At 70.7% G+C, this 17,158-nt stretch carries 16 protein-coding genes and 1 pseudogene; 8 read left to right on the forward strand and 9 right to left on the reverse strand.

The features are described 5' to 3' along the window. Window positions 1-50 precede the first annotated feature (50 nt). The 3 genes and pseudogenes from OOK38_RS01650 to OOK38_RS01655 all read left to right on the forward strand — a co-directional run bounded on the left by OOK38_RS01650 (window position 51) and on the right by OOK38_RS01655 (window position 1,971). Entirely contained in the window at window positions 51-611 is a 561-nt protein-coding gene (locus tag OOK38_RS01650) for a hypothetical protein (protein ID WP_266763870.1), read from the forward strand. A 658-nt stretch (window positions 612-1,269) separates the two neighbouring features. Continuing rightward, a pseudogene (locus tag OOK38_RS34605) lies at window positions 1,270-1,412 on the forward strand (DUF6233 domain-containing protein). Window positions 1,413-1,506: 94 nt separating this feature from the next. Continuing rightward, window positions 1,507-1,971 carry a hypothetical protein gene (locus OOK38_RS01655; RefSeq protein ID WP_266763869.1) on the forward strand — a complete coding sequence of 155 codons (465 nt, stop codon included), beginning with the start codon at window positions 1,507-1,509 and terminating at the stop codon, window positions 1,969-1,971. A gap of 74 nt (window positions 1,972-2,045) precedes the next feature. Here OOK38_RS01655 and OOK38_RS01660 read toward each other — a convergent pair whose 3' ends face one another. From OOK38_RS01660 to OOK38_RS01670, 3 genes are all read right to left on the reverse strand, one after another. Then, window positions 2,046-2,330 (reverse strand): hypothetical protein, encoded by a 285-nt coding sequence (locus tag OOK38_RS01660; protein WP_266763868.1) that lies wholly within the window; start codon window positions 2,328-2,330, stop codon window positions 2,046-2,048. 485 nt (window positions 2,331-2,815) lie between these two features. Further along, window positions 2,816-4,636 (reverse strand): rhamnogalacturonan lyase, encoded by a 1,821-nt coding sequence (locus OOK38_RS01665; protein WP_266765930.1) that lies wholly within the window; start codon window positions 4,634-4,636, stop codon window positions 2,816-2,818. Between the two features lie 136 nt (window positions 4,637-4,772). Next, window positions 4,773-5,717 carry a YafY family protein gene (locus OOK38_RS01670; RefSeq protein WP_266763867.1) on the reverse strand — a complete coding sequence of 315 codons (945 nt, stop codon included), beginning with the start codon at window positions 5,715-5,717 and terminating at the stop codon, window positions 4,773-4,775. Window positions 5,718-5,927: 210 nt separating this feature from the next. On the opposite strand from OOK38_RS01670, the gene OOK38_RS01675 reads away from it, so the two are divergent. Both OOK38_RS01675 and OOK38_RS01680 read left to right on the forward strand, forming a co-directional pair. Next, complete coding sequence (locus OOK38_RS01675; RefSeq protein ID WP_266765929.1) at window positions 5,928-6,407, forward strand: hypothetical protein; 480 nt, start codon at window positions 5,928-5,930, stop codon at window positions 6,405-6,407. Beyond that, window positions 6,404-6,895 carry a hypothetical protein gene (locus OOK38_RS01680; protein WP_266763866.1) on the forward strand — a complete coding sequence of 164 codons (492 nt, stop codon included), beginning with the start codon at window positions 6,404-6,406 and terminating at the stop codon, window positions 6,893-6,895. The genes OOK38_RS01675 and OOK38_RS01680 overlap by 4 nt, the downstream gene beginning before the upstream one ends. Window positions 6,896-7,044: 149 nt before the next feature. On the opposite strand, the gene OOK38_RS01685 is transcribed toward OOK38_RS01680, so the two are convergent. Continuing rightward, window positions 7,045-7,350 carry a 4a-hydroxytetrahydrobiopterin dehydratase gene (locus OOK38_RS01685; RefSeq protein WP_266763865.1) on the reverse strand — a complete coding sequence of 102 codons (306 nt, stop codon included), beginning with the start codon at window positions 7,348-7,350 and terminating at the stop codon, window positions 7,045-7,047. A 101-nt stretch (window positions 7,351-7,451) separates the two neighbouring features. Further along, entirely contained in the window at window positions 7,452-8,519 is a 1,068-nt protein-coding gene (locus OOK38_RS01690) for an ADP-ribosylglycohydrolase family protein (protein WP_266763864.1), read from the reverse strand. A gap of 27 nt (window positions 8,520-8,546) precedes the next feature. On the opposite strand from OOK38_RS01690, the gene OOK38_RS01695 reads away from it, so the two are divergent. From OOK38_RS01695 to OOK38_RS01705, 3 genes are all read left to right on the forward strand, one after another. Continuing rightward, window positions 8,547-9,383, forward strand: coding sequence for a helix-turn-helix domain-containing protein (locus OOK38_RS01695; RefSeq protein WP_266763863.1), 837 nt, complete (start codon window positions 8,547-8,549; stop codon window positions 9,381-9,383). Window positions 9,384-9,551: 168 nt separating this feature from the next. Continuing rightward, window positions 9,552-10,415, forward strand: a complete 864-nt coding sequence (locus OOK38_RS01700) for a helix-turn-helix transcriptional regulator (RefSeq protein ID WP_266763862.1) — start codon at window positions 9,552-9,554, stop codon at window positions 10,413-10,415. Between the two features lie 77 nt (window positions 10,416-10,492). Then, window positions 10,493-11,302: an SAM-dependent methyltransferase gene (locus OOK38_RS01705; protein WP_266763861.1), complete on the forward strand. Its 810-nt coding sequence runs from the start codon at window positions 10,493-10,495 to the stop codon at window positions 11,300-11,302. A 143-nt stretch (window positions 11,303-11,445) separates the two neighbouring features. On the opposite strand, the gene dnaK is transcribed toward OOK38_RS01705, so the two are convergent. The 4 genes from dnaK to OOK38_RS01725 form a co-directional block, all read right to left on the reverse strand. After that, window positions 11,446-13,320 carry a molecular chaperone DnaK gene (gene dnaK / locus OOK38_RS01710; protein ID WP_266763860.1) on the reverse strand — a complete coding sequence of 625 codons (1,875 nt, stop codon included), beginning with the start codon at window positions 13,318-13,320 and terminating at the stop codon, window positions 11,446-11,448. A 164-nt stretch (window positions 13,321-13,484) separates the two neighbouring features. Then, window positions 13,485-13,910 (reverse strand): OsmC family protein, encoded by a 426-nt coding sequence (locus tag OOK38_RS01715; RefSeq protein WP_261705012.1) that lies wholly within the window; start codon window positions 13,908-13,910, stop codon window positions 13,485-13,487. Window positions 13,911-14,074: 164 nt separating this feature from the next. Further along, a complete protein-coding gene (locus tag OOK38_RS01720) occupies window positions 14,075-15,880 on the reverse strand; it encodes a hypothetical protein (RefSeq protein ID WP_266848053.1) in 1,806 nt (601 codons plus the stop codon). A 58-nt stretch (window positions 15,881-15,938) separates the two neighbouring features. After that, a complete protein-coding gene (locus tag OOK38_RS01725; RefSeq protein WP_266763858.1) occupies window positions 15,939-17,000 on the reverse strand; it encodes an ATP-binding protein in 1,062 nt (353 codons plus the stop codon). Between the last annotated feature and the right edge of the window lie 158 nt (window positions 17,001-17,158).

Here is a 17,158-nt window from a genome sequence, read left to right on the forward strand (position 1 = left end):
TCACATGGCCCGATACCGTCACTCCACCACGAACCATCCCTGGGGGGACCATGTCGCACAACCAGCCGCCACCGCCCTTCGGATACGGGCGACCGCCCGGACCGCCCGAGCCCGCACCGCAGCCGACCAGACCCCGCTGGGCGCGTAAGCGCTACGTGCTGCCCGCGATCTTCTTCGCCTTCGCGCTCGGCGTCGGCAGCGCCGACAACGGCGACACCGACAGCGGCAAGAAGAGCAACACCACGAAGGCCGCGGCCGCCAAGGTGCGGCCGGCCCCCACCGTCACCATCACGGCGACAACGACAGCGACGGCAACCGCGACCGCGAAGCCGAAACCGGCGCCGACGGTGACAGCGACGAAGACCGTCAAGGTGAAGGTCACCGTCACCGCGAAAGCCGCCTCCGGCAGCGGCAGCGGCAGCGGCTCCGGTGGCAGCAGCGGCGGCGGAACGAGCGTCAGCACCTGCTCGATCACCTCCAACGCGGGCAACTGCTATTCGGCGGGCCAGTACTGCCGCAACAGCGACCACGGCGCCAGCACGACCAACGCGAGCGGCACCAGGATCACGTGCTCGTACCGGTCCGGCGGCTGGCGCTGGACGTACAGCTGACAGCGGCGACGAAACCTGCGGTTCCACCACCGACTCACACAGCGCCGCGATGCACGAGAAGACGTTCTCGTACTCCGCCCCGCATGAAGGGCACCGGTATTCGTTGCTCCTTTCGTCCACTGGGGTACGCACCAGGGCGTAGCAGTCGTGCGTCGAAGACTGCTGCGCCGACGCCGGGATCCGCGGGATCAGCCCTCCCTCCGTCAGGACCCATTTGGTCTCGTCGTAGGGCGGCCAGCCGGTCAGCCCCAGCTGGCCGGTCAGCCCCGGCTTGTCCTCATCTGCCATGTCGCGAGCGTGCCCCACCGGCAGCCGCTCGACGAGACCGCCTCAGCGCGTCGACAGGCGGTACTCGTCGACGAGCGGGCTGTCGGCGAAGTCCGTGTCGACGTCGTTGACGATTTCTTCTTATGCGGCCGGGTCTTCCTCGTGGATCATGCGACCAGGATTGTGGGCAAGCTGAGAGCCTGCACGACCCGCCGCCCGACCTGCCACGACTCCACACCCTGGAGACCTGGCTGACCTACACCCTCGGCCGCGTCCGGCGGGACATCGCAGCAGCAGAGCAACGGGAAGCCGAACGCAGCAGGGCATCCAGGCCCGGCCGTCGGCCCCGGACTGGCTCATCGAGCACAGCCTCGACGACCGCACCCCCTCGGTGTACGTCCACACCGGGGACTGCCACATGGCCGGGAACGCAGCAAGGGCGTTACACGCGAGCAGGCGCTCCGTGCGCTCATCGAGGGAGTCGCCGCCTGCAGGCACTGCCGGCCAGAGCGAGACCTCGGCTACCTGGAGTAGAACGCGTAAGCCACCCGTCCGTCCACATCGGACAGCCAGCCCAAACCGTCGCGACACCCCTGAAGAGCCAAGCGCCCAGCCCTAGCATTCCTGCGTGGACATGGACACTTTGATAGGGACCGCGCTCGGCGCCGTCATCGGCGTCACCACCACACTGATAGCCGAAAGGGCCCGGTGGAACCGTGAACACTCCTCCCGAGAGAAGGCCACCAAACGGGAGGTCTATGGCGCCTACCTCGGGGCGATGTCGCTGACTCTGCACCACTTACGCGCCCTGCGCCGAGAGGAAGGGCTGACGCGTGAAGTCCGTATCAGCCGAGTCGGTCAGACGATAGCCGCTGAAGGCGCATACAACCTCCGCTATCAGGTGGTGATCACCGCTCCAGATCAACTCGGAGAGCTCGCGGAGCACGCATTCGCCTGCCTTCGCGCTGTGCGGGACAGGTTCGACACCGCCGACGTTGGTACCGATCCGGGCTGGGATCCTGCATTCAACGCTGCGGACGAGGCTCTGAAGGAACTGCGAGTGGCTATGCGGAGCGACTTAGAACGTGGCTAGGTAGATGCCCGGACCCGTTCGACCAGCACACCCAGCAAGGCCTCTGGCAGCCAGCGAAGATGCGGGCATAGTGATCACGGCCAGAGGATGTTCGCCGGCCACGCGCTGCGGCTCGACTTCCGGGCCGCCGCCTTCTTGGCCGGCTGCTTCTTCGCAGTCTTCTTGGCCGCCGTCTTCTTCTTCGGCATCTCGTGGAGGGTGACGTCCTCGCCGCGGGAGGCCTTGGCCCTGGCGACGGACTCCAGCGCTTGCAAGCCTTCCAGTACCTTCTCTGTGCACTGGTCACCTTGCTGGTTGCCGCGGTCCTTACGTACCTGGCTGGCCTGTAACAGGCCGACCGCGACAAAGGGCACATCCACTTCCGATAGAGGACCGGCCATACCGGTACCGGCGCAGCCGCATGGCCTCCCGTGGGGAGCCGGGAGGAGCGGCGGGCCCTGCCGTCCGTAGCACGGCGGGACCCGAGCGGGGGGCCTTCACCTGGGGGGATCTGGGAGCCCGCGCGATCAACGATGCACCAGAACAAGCCACCGGGATAGATGCGTGACTGGAAATATCTGCCCACCGCCGGGCCCCGATCGGGAATGCACTGTCTCTGACTTCAAACTGGAGTGGCCATGTCTCCTTCGCCTGACCATCGGTCCCACGTTGTAGTGACGGCTGCCCTGGGCGCAGTTGTCGCCGGCCGACGACGGTGTTGGTCCGACCAGCGATGTCTCTTGAAATGGATCTCCCCAGATCCTCCCCAGAGCGATTGGATCATGGAGTTTGCAGCCGCCCGGCCGCGTGAGAACGCGCCGGGCGGCCACTTTTTGATCTCATCTCCAAGGACTGTTTTCCCAGGTCACGGCGTGTACACCGTCGGCCGAGGCGCCGGCGCCATGCCGTTGCCGAGGAAGAAGCTCGGGTGCGGGGGCTGGTTGTAGGCCGTGTTCTGCCAGGCCAGCCCGGTCCGGTACATCGTGTCGTGCAGCAGCGTCGTGATCTTTGCGCCGGTCTCGTACGGCGTCGAGTAGACGCGCAGGGCGGTGTTGTCGGCCGTCGGCCAGACGACCTCCTCGCGCCAGTCGCCCAGGATGTCGCCGGACAGGCTCGGGGTCGCCTTGGTGCCGTTGTTGGAGTGGACGGACGCGCCGGTCAGCAGGCGGGTGTCGGACGAGGTGCCGTACTTGTCGATGTGGGTGCCGTCGAGGAGTTCGCGGACGGTGTCGCCGTCCCACCAGGACAGGAAATTGACGGAGGACGGTTCGCGGCCCTTCGTCGCGCCGGCCTCGTCGCGGATGTAGCTGTCGGAGGCGGACCAGACCTCGGCTCCGTCGTTGCCCGCCCAGATGTCACCGGCGACGCCTCGGCCGTTGTCGCAGCAGGCGTCGAGTTTCCAGTTGACGGTACCGTTCGCCGGGTTGATGTACAGCTCGGCGGGCTGGCTGCTCGCCTCCGAGACCTTGAAGTACTCCAGACCCGCGTGGGAGGGGTCGAGGTCGCCGAGGTGTTGAGCGTCGCCGTGGCCGGTCTTCGTCGTCCACAGGCCGTTGCCGTTGTCGTCCACCGCCATTGCGCCGTAGACGATCTCGTCCTTGCCGTCGCCGTCGGCATCCCCGACGGAGAGGCTGTGCGACCCCTGACCGTCGTACCCCTTGCCGCTGTTGGTCGAGGAGTTGGTGTCGAAGGTCCAGCGCCGGGTGAACGCGCCGCCCCGCCAGTCCCAGGCCACGATGACCGTACGGGTGTAGTAGCCGCGCGCCATGATCAGGGACGGCCGGGCGCCGTCCAGATAGGCGGTTCCGGCGAGGAAGCGGTCGACGCGGTTGCCGTAGGAGTCGCCCCAGGAGGAGACCGTGCCGCGCGCCGGGACGTAGTCCACGGTGCCCATGGCGGCTCCCGTCTGACCGTTGAACATGGTCAGGTACTCGGGCCCGGACAGCACGTATCCGCTGGAGTTCCGGTAGTCGGCGGAGGAACTGCCGATGACCGTGCCCCGCCCGTCCGTCGTCCCGTCCGCCGTCTTCATGGCGACCTCGGCCTTGCCGTCGCCGTCGTAGTCGTACACCTGGAACTGGGTGTAATGGGCGCCCGAGCGGATGTTCCGGCCCAGGTCGACGCGCCACAGGCGGGTGCCGTCGAGTCTGACGCCGTCGACGATCGTGTTGCCGGTGTAGCCGGACTGGGAGTTGTCCTTGGCGTTGGTCGGCTGCCACTTGAGGACGAAGTCGAGGGCGCCGTCGCCGTCGAGATCGCCGACGGAGGCGTCATTGGCCTCGTAGGTGTACGCGACACCGTCGGGGGTGGTGCCGCCGGCGGGCGGGGTGATGGGGACGTCCTTGTAGCCCGTGCGGAACTGGACGGCGTGCACCGAGTCGCCCTGCTCCACGCCGTTCACGATCGCGCGGACCGTGTAGTCGGCCTGCGCGGGCCCACCCGAGTGGAAATAGTTCGTCGAACCGCTGACCGGGGCGGAGTTGACCAACGTACCGGCGCGGTAGACGTTGAACGAGACGCCGTTCGGGTCGGTGCCCAGCCAGCGCCAGCTGACCAGGTTGCCGCTGTCGGTGTGGACGCTGACGACGCCCCGGTCGAGGGCTTCGACCTGCCTCGCCGTGGCGGCCTGGGCCGATCCGGCGCCGAGGGCGGTGAGTCCGGCGGCGATGAGGGCGGCGGCCGCCATGGCCGAGCCGATCACGCGTCCGCGGTGCTGCCGTTGCGGGTGCTGCACGATGGATACCTCCTGAGAGGACGGACTGCTTCTGTCCCCTCAGTCGCCGCCGCCCGCACGGGAGTTGCCGCCGTGCAGCAAGCGCTCTCTATGCGTATCTGCGGGCCAGCTCGGCAACCGTGGCGGCGATACGGGCACGCAGTTCGGGCGGCTCCAGGACCTCGATCGCCGTCCCGATGCGCAGGAAGTCGTCGTGGGCCTGGTCCACCGATTCGACGGGAACGGTGGCCCGCGTCCAACCATCCCTTTCCGTAAGGCCGTTCGCCGCCACCGCCTCACCCACGGGCCCGCTCAGACGGGTTCCGGGCGCGATCCGCACGACCGCCTCCGCACGGTGCAGCCGTTCATGGAAGTCCCGCTGGTAGGCGGTCCAGTACGCCGCCAGGTCGAAGTCCTCGGGCCGGGGGAACTCCTCTCCGGAGAGGGCGAGTTCGAGGATCTGGTCCACCCTGTACGTGCGCGGGCCCGGGCCGGCGACCACGTACCAGCGGCCCGCCTTCAGGACGAGGCCGTACGGCTCCAGGCGGCGCTCCACGTCGGTGGGTTCGCGCCAGCGGCGATAGCGGACGTGCAGGACGCGGCCGTTCCAGACGGCGTCGGCGACGGCGGGGAGATACGGGGTCGCGTCGGCGTCCGCGTACCAGCCCGGCGCGTCCAGGTGGAAGCGTCCGCCGACCCGGTCGGCGTGCTCGCGCAGTTCGCGCGGGAGGGCGGCGCGCACCTTCAGCTGGGCCGCGGCGAGCACCGCGCCGAGACCGAGTTCGGCGGCGGGTCCGGGGACCCCGGCGAGGAAGAGGGTCTCGGCCTCCTCGGTGGTGAGGCCGGTGAGGCGGGTGCGGTAGCCGTCGAGCAGCCGGTAGCCGCCCGCGTGCCCCGCGTCGCCGTACAACGGGACACCTGCCGCGCTCAGCGCCTCGACGTCCCGGTACACCGTCCGCACCGACACCTCCAGTTCCTCGGCGAGCTGGGCGGCGGTCAGTCTGCCGCGGGTCTGCAGCAGCAGAAGGATCGAGACGAGACGGCTGGACTTCACTGACACATGGTGTCAGTGAAGCGGGCCTAGCGTCCTGCCATGGCTTCAACGACCTCCACCGGTTCCACGCCGTCGACCGGCTCCGTGGCCCCTGCGGCCCCTGCGGCCCCCATGGCATCGGCGGTCTCCGCGCCGTCCGTGGCTGCCGCGCCCTCCACGGCATCCTCATCGTCCGCAGCCTCCGTGGCCTCCGCAGCCTCCGTGGCCTCCGTGGCCTTCAAGGAGAAGTTCCTGACCGTTCCGCCGCCCATCGAGATGGCGGGGCGGCGGATCAAGCGCTACCACGTCACCGCGGACCCGGACGGGATCGAGCCCGAGGTCGAGCGGGCGGCGTACGCGATGCTGCCGCGGCTGCTCCCCGAGCCGGACGGCACCCCGCCCGCCACCTTCGTCGTCCTGCACCGGGGCGGTGACGACGGCGCCTACCTCAACGCCTACAGCTGGGTGTGGGACAACGTCCTGCACTTCCGGGGCGCCGCCGCGGGCCAGCCGGTGCTGGGCTGCCCCGACCGGAACCCGGCGCACTTCGTCACCCCGGACCTCCCGTGGATCGGCTGCGTCTGGGAGCTGCCGCCGATCCTGCACGAGCGGGACGCCTGGGTACGACACCTGCTCGCCTCCGAAGTGCCGGACCTGGAGGCCTACTTGACCGACTCGCTGCCCGAAGGAACCACAGGAGACCGCACATGAGCAACGCCCTGGACGACGACGCCGTCCGCCGCGACTTCGACTTCCTCCACGGTGACTGGGACGTCGTCAACCGCCGCCGTACCGACTTCCTCGACGCGGAGAGCGACTGGGAGGAGTTCCCGGCCGTCAGCCGCTGCTGGAACCTGTTCGGCGGGGCGGCGAACATCGACGAGATCGACGTGCCCGGCCAGGGATGGAAGGGGCTGACGCTGCGCCTCTTCGACGCGGAGACCGGGCAGTGGTCGCTGAACTGGTCGTCCAGCCGCAGCGGGAAGCTGTTCCCGCCGGTCCTCGGGCGGTTCGGACCGGACGGGCACGGCGAGTTCCACGGCGACGACACCCATGACGGGAAGGACGTGCGGGTGCGGTTCGTGTGGTCGGGGATCTCCGAGACCACGGCTCGCTGGGAGCAGGCGTTCTCCCTGGACGAGGGGAGCACCTGGCTGACCAACTGGACCATGGATTTCACTCGGAGGAAGGCCGCCTGACGCCCGTCCGGCCAGGCGCCGGGCCGGTGTTCAGGCCTCGCGGAACGCCCGCAGGGGCGGCGCGCGCACGGCGTCGTCGGCGGCCCGTGGCTCGCCGCCCCGCAGGGCGTCGTGCTCGTCCGCTTCCTTGCCGTCGTCCGGTACGGAGGTCAGTGTGCCCCGTGCCCCGGCGCGAGTTCCTCCACCCTGCGGGCGAGATCGAAGTCGAGCGCGGTGACGGCGCCGCCGACGCTGTGCGTGTTCACGCTGAGGGAGATCGTGTTGTAGCCGAGGGTGAGGTCGGAGTGGTGGTCGAGCTCCTCCTGCACCTGGGCGATGTGCACGACCATCGCGGTCGCCGCGAAGTGCGAGCCGAGCCGGTAGGTACGGGCGAGCCGGTCACCTTCGAGCGACCAGCCGGGCAGCTCCGCCAGCCGCTCCTCGATCTCCTTCTGCGCCAGCGGTTCGACGGCCATGGACGTGATCCCTTCGTACGGCGGGTGAGCCCTTCGCCCAGCGTGCCACAGCCGTCCCCGGTCGGCAGGGCACGCGCGGCGCGGCTCACCGGTCCCCGCGATCACCGCCGTACGCACTCCGCCGCGAAGTCGTCCGCCAGGACCGTGATCGTGGAACGGCCCTCGATCCGTTCCAGCCACTCCTGCGGGAGTCCGTGGTCGCCGTGCCGGGCGCCGAGAAGGTTGCCGCAGATCGCGCCGGTGGAGTCGCTGTCGCCGGAGTGGTTCACGGAGAGGAGCAGGGCGTCGGTCACCCGGGGAGCGGCGAGCGCGCAGTAGACGGCGATGGCCAGGGCCTCCTCGGCGATCCAGCCGGCGCCGAGGGACTCGACCTTCTCGGCGGCCGGATCTCCTTCGGAGGCGAGGTCGAGGGCACGGTTCAGGGCGGCCGTGGTCTCCTCGTGCCCCGGATGGCGGGCGAGCAGCCGCAGCGTGCGCAGGACGGCGCCCTCCACGGAGTCCCCGGAGACGAGGTGGGTGACGATCGCGGCGAGGGCGCCGGAGGCGTAGTACCCCGTGGGGTGGCCGTGGGTCGTCTGGGAGCAGCGGGCGGCGATGCCGAACGCGGTCTCGGCCGGGGCGCGGGTGAGCCCGAAGGGTGCCGAGCGCATGACCGCCCCGCATCCCTTGGAGTCCGGGTTGACGGGTCCGGGCGGCCCGAGCTCGCTCGCCGGGTCCGGAAAGTGCTCCCGCTGGAGCCCGGAGAGGCAGGCGTTGCCGGGCGCCCGGCGGGCGTACAGCCAGCTCTGCGCGGCGAGTCCGCCGTGGACGTCCGGGCCGGGTCCGGGCTCGGTCTGGGTGTCCAGCCACCGCCCGTACGCCCATCGCACGAGCCGTGACCAGCCGCCCCCGATGCCCTTGAGCCGCTCGCGGGTGTGCGCCTGCTGGACGCCCTCCACCGTGAACAGGGTCATCTGGGTGTCGTCGCTGATCCGGCCCACCACCCCGTCGGCGTCGGGGACCGGCCCCGTCACCCCGCGCGGTCCGTGCGCGGCGCGGATCCGTTCCAGGGAGTCGAACTCGACGGGGTAGCCGAGGGCGTCCCCGAGCGCGCCGCCCAGCAGACAGCCGCGTACGCGTGCCCGGTAGAGGGCCTCGGCCTCCCAGGACAGGTTCCACAGGTCGTTCACGTGCCACTCCTCGACTACGGTCGCCGTATGAGCATTGTCCCGTCCGGTCCCGCCGCCGTCTCAAGTGCCCCTGCCGGGAAGGGCCTCGGGCCGTTGCTGCGCGGCTGGCGGGAGCAGCGGCGGGTGAGTCAGCTGGAGCTGGCCCTGCGGGCGGGCTCCTCGGCCCGTCACATCAGCTTCATCGAGACGGGCCGCTCCCGCCCCAGCGAGGAGATGGTGCTGCGGCTGGCCGAGCACCTCGACGTTCCGGTGCGGGAGCGCAACGCCCTGCTCCTCGCCGCCGGTTACGCCCCGCACTATCCGGAGACACCGCTGGACGACCCCTCGATGGAGGCGCTGCGCGAAGGCATGGAGCGGCTGATCCAGGGCTACGAGCCCTGTCCGGCGCTGGTGGTCGACGCGACGTACGACGTCCTCGCCGCGAACCGTGGGGTCGCCATGCTGCTGGACGGTGTCCCGGACCGGCTTCTCGCGCCGCCGCTGAACGCGATGCGGCTGACCCTCCACCCGGAGGGCCTGGCGCCGCGCATCCGCAATCTGCGCGCGTGGCGGGACCATCTGCTCGCCCAGATGGACCGGCAGATCGCGCTGCGCCGTTCGGAGCCGCTGCGCGCGCTGTACGAGGAGGTGGCGGCGTATCCGGTACCGGACCGGGACGCGGCCGAGGACGACGAGTCCGCCGGCCCCGTCCCCTACTTCGCGCTCCCGATGCGGATCGAGCACGACGGCCGTGTGCTGTCGTTCGTCTCGTCCATCTCGACGTTCAACACGCCGATGGACGTGACGGTCGCCGAGCTGGCCATCGAGACGTTCCTCCCGGCGGACCCGGCGACGGCCAAATACCTTCACGCGCAGCACTCGTGAACTTCCGTCATAGGGCGTGTGAGTGATCCGGCAGCGGACACCTGGACATCATTCCGGCGTTCCGAACCCCAAATCGCCCTGCACGTAAATGTGTTGAGGCCAACCCCTGAGGGTTCTCCACGAACATGGCACACTGCACGCATACTTCGGCCCGTGGGGAGGCGTGGCGTGAGTGAGCGGCGACCCGCGCCCACGGTGGGGCAGGTGGTTCTCGGGCGGCGGCTGCAGGAGCTGCGCGAGGCCGCGGGCCTGAAGCGGGAGGAGGCGGCCCGTGTCCTGCGCGTCGCCCCGGCGACCGTCCGGCGGATGGAGATGGCCGAGGTCGCCCTCAAGATCCCTTACGTGCAGGTGCTGTTGACGACGTACGGCGTGGCCGACGACGAGGCCGCCGTCTTCGTGGCGCTCGCCGAGGAGGCGAACCAGCCGGGCTGGTGGCAGCGGTACCACGACGTGCTGCCCGACTGGTTCAGCATGCACGTCAGCCTCGAGGGCGCCGCCGAGATGATCCGCTCGTACGAGCCGCACTTCGTGCCCGGGCTGCTGCAGACCGAGGAGTACGCGCGGTGCGTGCTGGAGGCCGGGACGGTCGGGCAGACGGGCCCCGAGGCCATCGAGCGGCATGTCGCGCTGCGTATGAAGCGGCAGGGCCTGCTCACGCGGGCGAGCCCTCCCCACCTCTGGGTGATCATGGACGAGACGGCGTTGCTGCGTCCCGTGAGCATCCGGGGTGAGGTCATGCGCGATCAGATGGACCGGCTCCTCGAATGGGTCGAGCTCGATCACGTCACGCTCCAGGTCGCGGAGTTCGCGAACGGCCCGCACCCGGGGACGTACACGTCCTTCGCGCTGTTCCGCTTCGCGCAGCCGGAGCTGCCGGACATCGTCTACAGCGAGTACGTGACCGGCGCCCTCTACCTCGACGCGCGCGAGGAGGTGGCCCTGCACCTGGAGGTGCTGGACCACATGTCGGCGCACGCCGCCTCCGCCCAGCGCACCAAGGAGATCCTCCGGGAGTTCCGCGAGCGCTATTGAGCACGCCGCCAGGACCTGACATCCCCGCGACGACGATCGCCGCACCGGACACCCGATGACGACCGAGGAGCAGACGCATGACCGGACCCGACGCCGCGCCCACCAGGATCGACACCAGCCGGCCTCATCCGGCCCGTGTCTACGACTGGTGGCTGGGCGGCAAGGACAACTACCCGGTGGACGAGGAGCTGGCCCGCAGGATCCTCGCCGCGGACCCGACCGCCGTGCGCGGGGCGCGCGCCAACCGCCGCTTCATGCACCGCGCGACGCGGGCCGCAGCTCAGTCCGGGATCCGTCAGTTCCTGGACATCGGTACGGGCATCCCCACCCAGCCCAACCTGCACCAGGTGGCCCAGCAGGTCGCACCGGACGCCAGGATCGTGTACGCGGACAACGATCCGATCGTGCTGCGGCACGCGGAGGCGCTGCTGCACGGCTCCGTCGAGGGCAGCACCGACTACGTGCACGCCGATGTCCGTGACCCCGAGACCATCCTGCGGCTGGCCGGCGAGTGCCTGGACCTCAAGCAGCCCGTGGCCCTGTCGCTGGTCGCGCTCACCCACTATCTGGACACCGACGGCGACGACGTCTACGGCCTGCTGGAGCGGTACGTCGACGCGCTCGCCCCCGGCAGCCACCTCGTGCTGTCGCAGGTCACCGCCGACATCAGCCCCGAGGGTGTCGAGAGGGCCGCCGAGCTGTTCCGGCGCAGCGGCACCCCGTTCTTCCCGCGCGGGCGGGAGGAGTTCTCCCGGTTCTTCGACGGTCTGGATCTTCTCGACCCCGGGGTCGTCCCGGTCGTCGACTGGCGGCCCGAGGCGGAGGACCTCGCCGCCGCGAAGGAGGGCGTCGCGCCGTTGTACGCAGGTGTCGCCCGCAAGAGCTGACCGTTCCCGAGCGGCCCGAGCGGACCCCGGAGTCGCGGGAACCGAGCAGGCCCGTTCCGGGCCGGTCGGTCCCCGCGGGCGGCCCGGCTCCCGTCCGAGGACGGGTGATCCAGCGGTGTCGGCGGCGCTCGTGACCCAGGCTCCTAGGGAGTGTCCTTCGTACTCCGGTCGCGGTCCTCGTCCACGATCTCCGCGTCCACCACGCCCTCGTCCTGGTCCGGGGTGTGCTCGGTGGGCGGCCGGTCCTCCGCGGAGGTCTGCTGCTGGGCCCGGGCGTACATGGCCTGGCCCATCTGCTGGCTGACGGTGGCCAGTTTCTCGATGGCGCCGCGCAGGGCGGCGGTGTCGGTGGAGGAGTCCGCCAGGAGCTGTTTCAGTTCGCCGGCCGCCGATGCGACCTCGGTCTTCGTGTCGGCGGGGATGCGCTCGTCGTTCTCGTTGACGAACTTCTCGGTCTGGTAGACGAGTTGCTCGCCGTGGTTGCGGGTCTCCGCGGCCTCGCGGCGGCGCCGGTCCTCCTCGGCGTACTGCTCGGCCTCGCGCATCATGCGGTCGATGTCGTTCTTGGGCAGCGCCGAGCCGCCGGTCACGGTCATCTTCTGCTCGCGCCCGGTGGCCAGATCCTTCGCAGAGACGTGCATGATCCCGTTGGCGTCGATGTCGAAGGCGACCTCGATCTGCGGAACCCCGCGCGGCGCGGGCGGCAGCCCCGTGAGGTCGAAGACGCCGAGCTTCTTGTTGTACGCGGCGATCTCGCGCTCGCCCTGGTACACCTGGATGCCGACCGAGGGCTGGTTGTCGGCGGCCGTCGTGAAGATCTCCGAACGCCGGGTCGGGATCGTGGTGTTGCGGTCGATGAGCGTGGTCATGATGCCGCCCTTGGTCTCGATGCCGAGGGACAGCGGGGTGACGTCGAGGAGCAGTACGTCCTTCACGTCCCCCCGGATCACACCGGCCTGGAGTCCGGCGCCGACGGCCACGACCTCGTCCGGGTTGACGCCCTTGTGCGGTTCCTTGCCGGTGAGCTCCTTCACCAGGTCGGTGACCGCGGGCATCCGGGTGGACCCGCCGACCAGGATGACGTGGTCGACGGCGGACAGCTTCACCCCGGCGTCCTTGACGGCCTGGTGGAAGGGGGACTTGCAGCGGTCGAGCAGGTCGGCGGTCAGCTCCTGGAACTGGGCGCGTGTCAGTTTCTCGTCGAGGTGCAGCGGGCCTTCGGCGGTGGCGGTGATGTAGGGCAGGTTGACGTTGGTCTCGGTGGCCGAGGACAGCTCGACCTTGGCCTTCTCGGCACCCTCCCGCAGTCGTTGCAGCGCCATCTTGTCGTGGCCGAGGTCGATGCCGTGCGAGGCCTTGAAGCGCTGCGCGAGGTGCTCGACGATCCGCTGGTCCCAGTCGTCGCCGCCGAGCCGGGTGTCACCGTTGGTCGCCTTGACCTCGATGACGCCGTCGCCGATCTCCAGGAGCGAGACGTCGAAGGTGCCGCCGCCCAGGTCGAAGACGAGGACGGTCTGCTCCTCGCCGCGGTCGAGCCCGTACGCCAGGGCGGCGGCCGTCGGTTCATTGATGATCCGCAGGACTTTCAGGCCCGCGATCTCGCCCGCCTCCTTGGTGGCCTGGCGCTGCGCGTCGTCGAAGTAGGCGGGCACGGTGATCACGGCGTCCGTGACGTCCTCGCCGAGATAGGCCTCGGCGTCCCGTTTCAGCTTCTGCAGCACCCGGGCGGACAGCTCCTGGGCGCGGTAGCGGGTGCCGTCGATGCTGCCCGTCTCCGGAAAGCGCCAGGTCACGTCGCCCATGTAGCGCTTCACGGACCGCGCGGTGCGCTCGACGTTCGTCACGGCCTGCCGCTTGGCGACCTCGCCGACCAGCACCTCACCGTTCTTGGCGAAGGCCACCACCGAGGGCGTGGTGCGCGCCCCTTCGGCGTTGGCGACGACCGTCGCCTCACCGCCCTCGAGGACGGCCACCACCGAGTTCGTCGTACCGAGATCGATTCCGACCGCACGTGCCATGTCCGTCCCCTTCCGCCAGGGCTCTGCCCGCCTCCAGCACAAGACGCGCGTTCCCGCTTGTCAATGGCGCGGGGGCGGGGCGGGGGCGGACGCGCGGCCCGGCGGGGGCGGACGCGCCGATGCCGCGCCCCCTTGCGGGAGGGCGCGGCATCGGCGTACGAACGTCAGGCGAGCTTCGCCGACAGGGTGATCGTCGTGCCGGTCAGGGCCTGGCTGACCGGGCAGTTCTTCTTGGCGTCCTCGGCCGCCGCGACGAAGCCGTCGTTGTCGAGGCCCGGCACCGTGCCCTCGACCGTGAGGTGGATGCCGGTGATGCCCTCGCCTGGCTGGAAGGTGACATCGGCGTTGGTGAGGAGCTTGGTGGGCGGGGTGCCGGCACCCGCGAGGGCGTGCGACAGCGCCATGGAGAAGCAGCTGGAGTGGGCGGCCGCGATCAGCTCCTCGGGGCTGGTCTTGCCGTTCGCGTCCTGGGCCCGCGACGCCCACGTCACCGGCTGCTGGCCGATGCCGGAGGAGTCGAAGGTGACGACGCCGTTGCCCTCGAGCAGGTTGCCTTCCCACACAGTGTGTGCGGTGCGCGTGGTTGCCACGATGATTCCTTTCGGGTGTGGTCCCGTTGCCGGGGTCCGTGGCTCCCATCCGATCACACCTGGGCCCGGTGCACCCAACCCTCCGGGGGCGACCTGCCGGGCCATGTCCGGGATTTCCCCGACGAGGCCCGGGAAAGGGCCTGCTGACGGACCGTCGCCGGGGTTCACCGCACCCGGAAGACCGGTCCGCGCGCGGTGAACGGGAGCCGTGCGTCCTGCGGGATCAGATAGGCGTGCTCGCGCCGCACCCGCAGCACGTCGCAGTATCCGTCCGTGATCACCAGGACGGGCGCGCCCGGCGGGAAGTCGTCGGCGCGGTGCAGCAGGTCGATGCCCGGCTGCAGCACGGTGCCGCCGCGCCCGCGCACCCGTACGCGTCCGGCGATCTCCGTGACCTGCAGATAGCCCGCGTCGTGCGGCGCGGCGTCGCAGAAGACGACCCGGGCCGCGGGTACGTCCCTGGCCTCGGCGTAGGAGGCGATGGCGCCCAGGGCCTTGCCGAGCAGGGTGCGGTCCATGGAGCCGGAGGTGTCGAGCACGACGCCGAAGGTGCAGCGGGCGATCTCCTCGGGCGGGAACCAGCGCCCCGCGCGCGGGATGTCGGGGGTGGCCGCCTGCCGGCGCGACGGACGCGCGTACGAGCGCAGGGGTTCGGGACGGGGTACGAACTCGTCGAACCAGCGGGCCAATCGGGCGTCCCAGGGCAGCGGCGGCTGGCTGAGCGCGCGGATCTCCTCGACGAGGCCGCCGGGCAGGAAGCCGCGCTCCTGCTGCTGGTGCAGGTCGAGGCCCCGGGCCAGGCCGCGGCGGTAGAACTCGTCGAGGTCGACGTAGTCGCGCGGCGAGCCGAGCGGGCCGCCCAGGATGTCGCCCGCTCCCTTGCCGCGCAGCGTCGCGAGGCGGCGCATCCGGCGCAGATCGCCGGCGATCCGGTCGTACACCTCCTCGGCCGACAGGTCCTTCAGGTCCGGGTCGTACAGCAGCCCCTCGGGCATGGTGCCGATCTGCATCTCGCACAGCCAGCCGTTGATCACATAGTCGGCGGCGATGTTGAAGAGGTACGGGTCCCGGGCGCCGCAGCGGTCGCCGTGGCGCAGGGCGGCGTGCAGCATCTCGTGGGCGAGGACGAACCGCCATTCCTCGTCGCTGAAGGAGCGCAGCGGGTTGATGTAGATCTCGGCCGCCCCGGTGTCGACGGCGGCGACGGAGATGCCGTGGGCGCGGGCCAGTTCGGCGTCGGCGACGAGGGTGATGCCGGCCGCGACGCCGCCGAGCAGCGGATAGGAGGAGACGAACCAGCTCAGCGCCCGCTCCCAGGGCTGGAGCAGGGTAGGCCCTCCGCGCATGGACGCGCGCCGGCCGCCCGCCATGTCCATCGCAGTCGCCATGGTGCGGGTCAGGGCGTGCGCGAAGGCCACCTGCCAGTCGGGCGCCGTGCCGCCGTTCCAGGTCTTCCAGGGCACCAGCAGCTGGTCCGGGGCGCCGCCCGCCGTACCGCAGCGCTCGTACCGGGGCGGGATGCCGTCGCGGCGCCAGCTCGCGGCGAGCCGCTCCTCGTCGCCGTCGGGGTAGGCGTCCGGGAGATTCTCCGGGGTCAGGCCCACCGGGAAGCCGAGCAGGAAGCGGTTCACCACCACGCAGCGCGCGGCGAGGTCGAAGGGGTCCGGCTGCTCGCGCTCCCCGACCGCGGCCGGGACATGGCCGAAGCCCAGGTGGATGACGGCGTGCGCCACGGCCCACGCCCAGGCCGCCGGTTCGGCGCGGCGCGTGGGGTCGACGTGCAGGACCCCGTCGGAGTCGACCGCCACCAGTCCGTCGCGGGGAGCGCCGGCGCACTTCTCCTGCCGGCAGACGCTGAAGCCGATCGCGGCCAGCGCCCGGTTCGCCCGCACCAGCCGCATCCCCTCGGCGAACGCCTCGGCGGCGGGGTCGGGTCCGGCCTTGGCGTCTGCCTTGCGGGCGCGGCTCATCGCGCGGCCCCCGTGGCCGGGCCGACCGCCGTCTCCGGGGGCATGCCCACGAGCACGGTCACCGGCGCGCCTCCACCAGGCGCGGCATGTCCCGGGCCGCCTCCACCAGGAACCACGCGGGCAGGACGGGATTGCCGTCGGCGTCGGACGCGATGACGCTCTGGGCGACCTCGACGGAGATCTCGGCGAGCTGCACGAGGAGGGACTTGGCGCGGTACGCGGTCTGGCGGCCGTTCGCCGAGAGGTGTTCCTTGCTCGCGGGCAGCTCCTTGAGGAGCCGGCCGCGGAAGGACTCCGCGAGGTAGTAGAGGAGGTCGCGGTCCTCCATGCGGGAGGGCCAGCGGGCGTCGCCCTTGATGATGGCCTCGATGCCGAACCGGCTGCGCACGATCTTGACGTACCCGCAGAAGGCGACCGCGTGCGCGGGCGTCAGCGTGCCGTGGGCGATCACCTTCAGGGTGTCCTCGTCGACCGCCGGCCCGAAGGAGCCCAGCGCGTCGGAGAGCATGTGCCAGGAGCGCGGCGTGGAGAACGGCTCCTCCGTCTTCGGCGGCTTGGACCACAGGTGGTCGGGCCGGTCGGTGAGGTGGTCCAGCACCCAGGGATGGATGCCGTTCGCGGCCGCCCAGACGAGCCAGTCCTTCGGGGAGGCCTCCAGGTGGACGTGCGTGAGGCGGTTGACCAGCGCGGAGGCGATCGGGCGGGCCAGCGCGTTGTCCGTGGCACGGTTGCCCGCGCCGATCACGATGGAGCCCTTCGGCAGTTCGTAGTTGCCGATCCGGCGGTCCAGGATCAGCGAGTAGAAGGCCTTCTGCACATCGGGGGTCGCCGCGTTCAGCTCGTCCAGGAACAGGCAGTACGGCTCGTCCCGGGCGATCGCCTCCGGCGGGCAGAAGACGGACCGGCCGTCGCGGATCTGCGGCACGCCGATCAGGTCCTCCGGCGCCAGCTGCGTTCCCAGCAGGCTCACGCACTCCAGCCCGAGCGATTCGGCGAACTCCCTGACCAGGGAGGACTTCCCGATGCCGGGAGCGCCCCAGAGGAAGACCGGCCGCACGGTGGCGAGACCGAGCAGCAGCTCCGGAATACGGGCAGGGGTGACGGTGGCGGCTGCCTGCACAGGCGAGCTCCTTGGGCGTGTTCGAGAGGGGGCGCGCAGGGGCGCGGCGTCCGATGCGCACAGTGTGGGCTCGCGGGTCCGTTCACCGCAGCCCATTTTCCGGCGCACGCGGCTCCCGCCGTACCGCCGCGGTCTTCGGCGCGAACGACCCACGGGGC

Origin of the sequence: Streptomyces sp. NBC_00568, from assembly GCF_026341855.1 — a bacterium.
Lineage (GTDB): Bacteria > Actinomycetota > Actinomycetes > Streptomycetales > Streptomycetaceae > Streptomyces.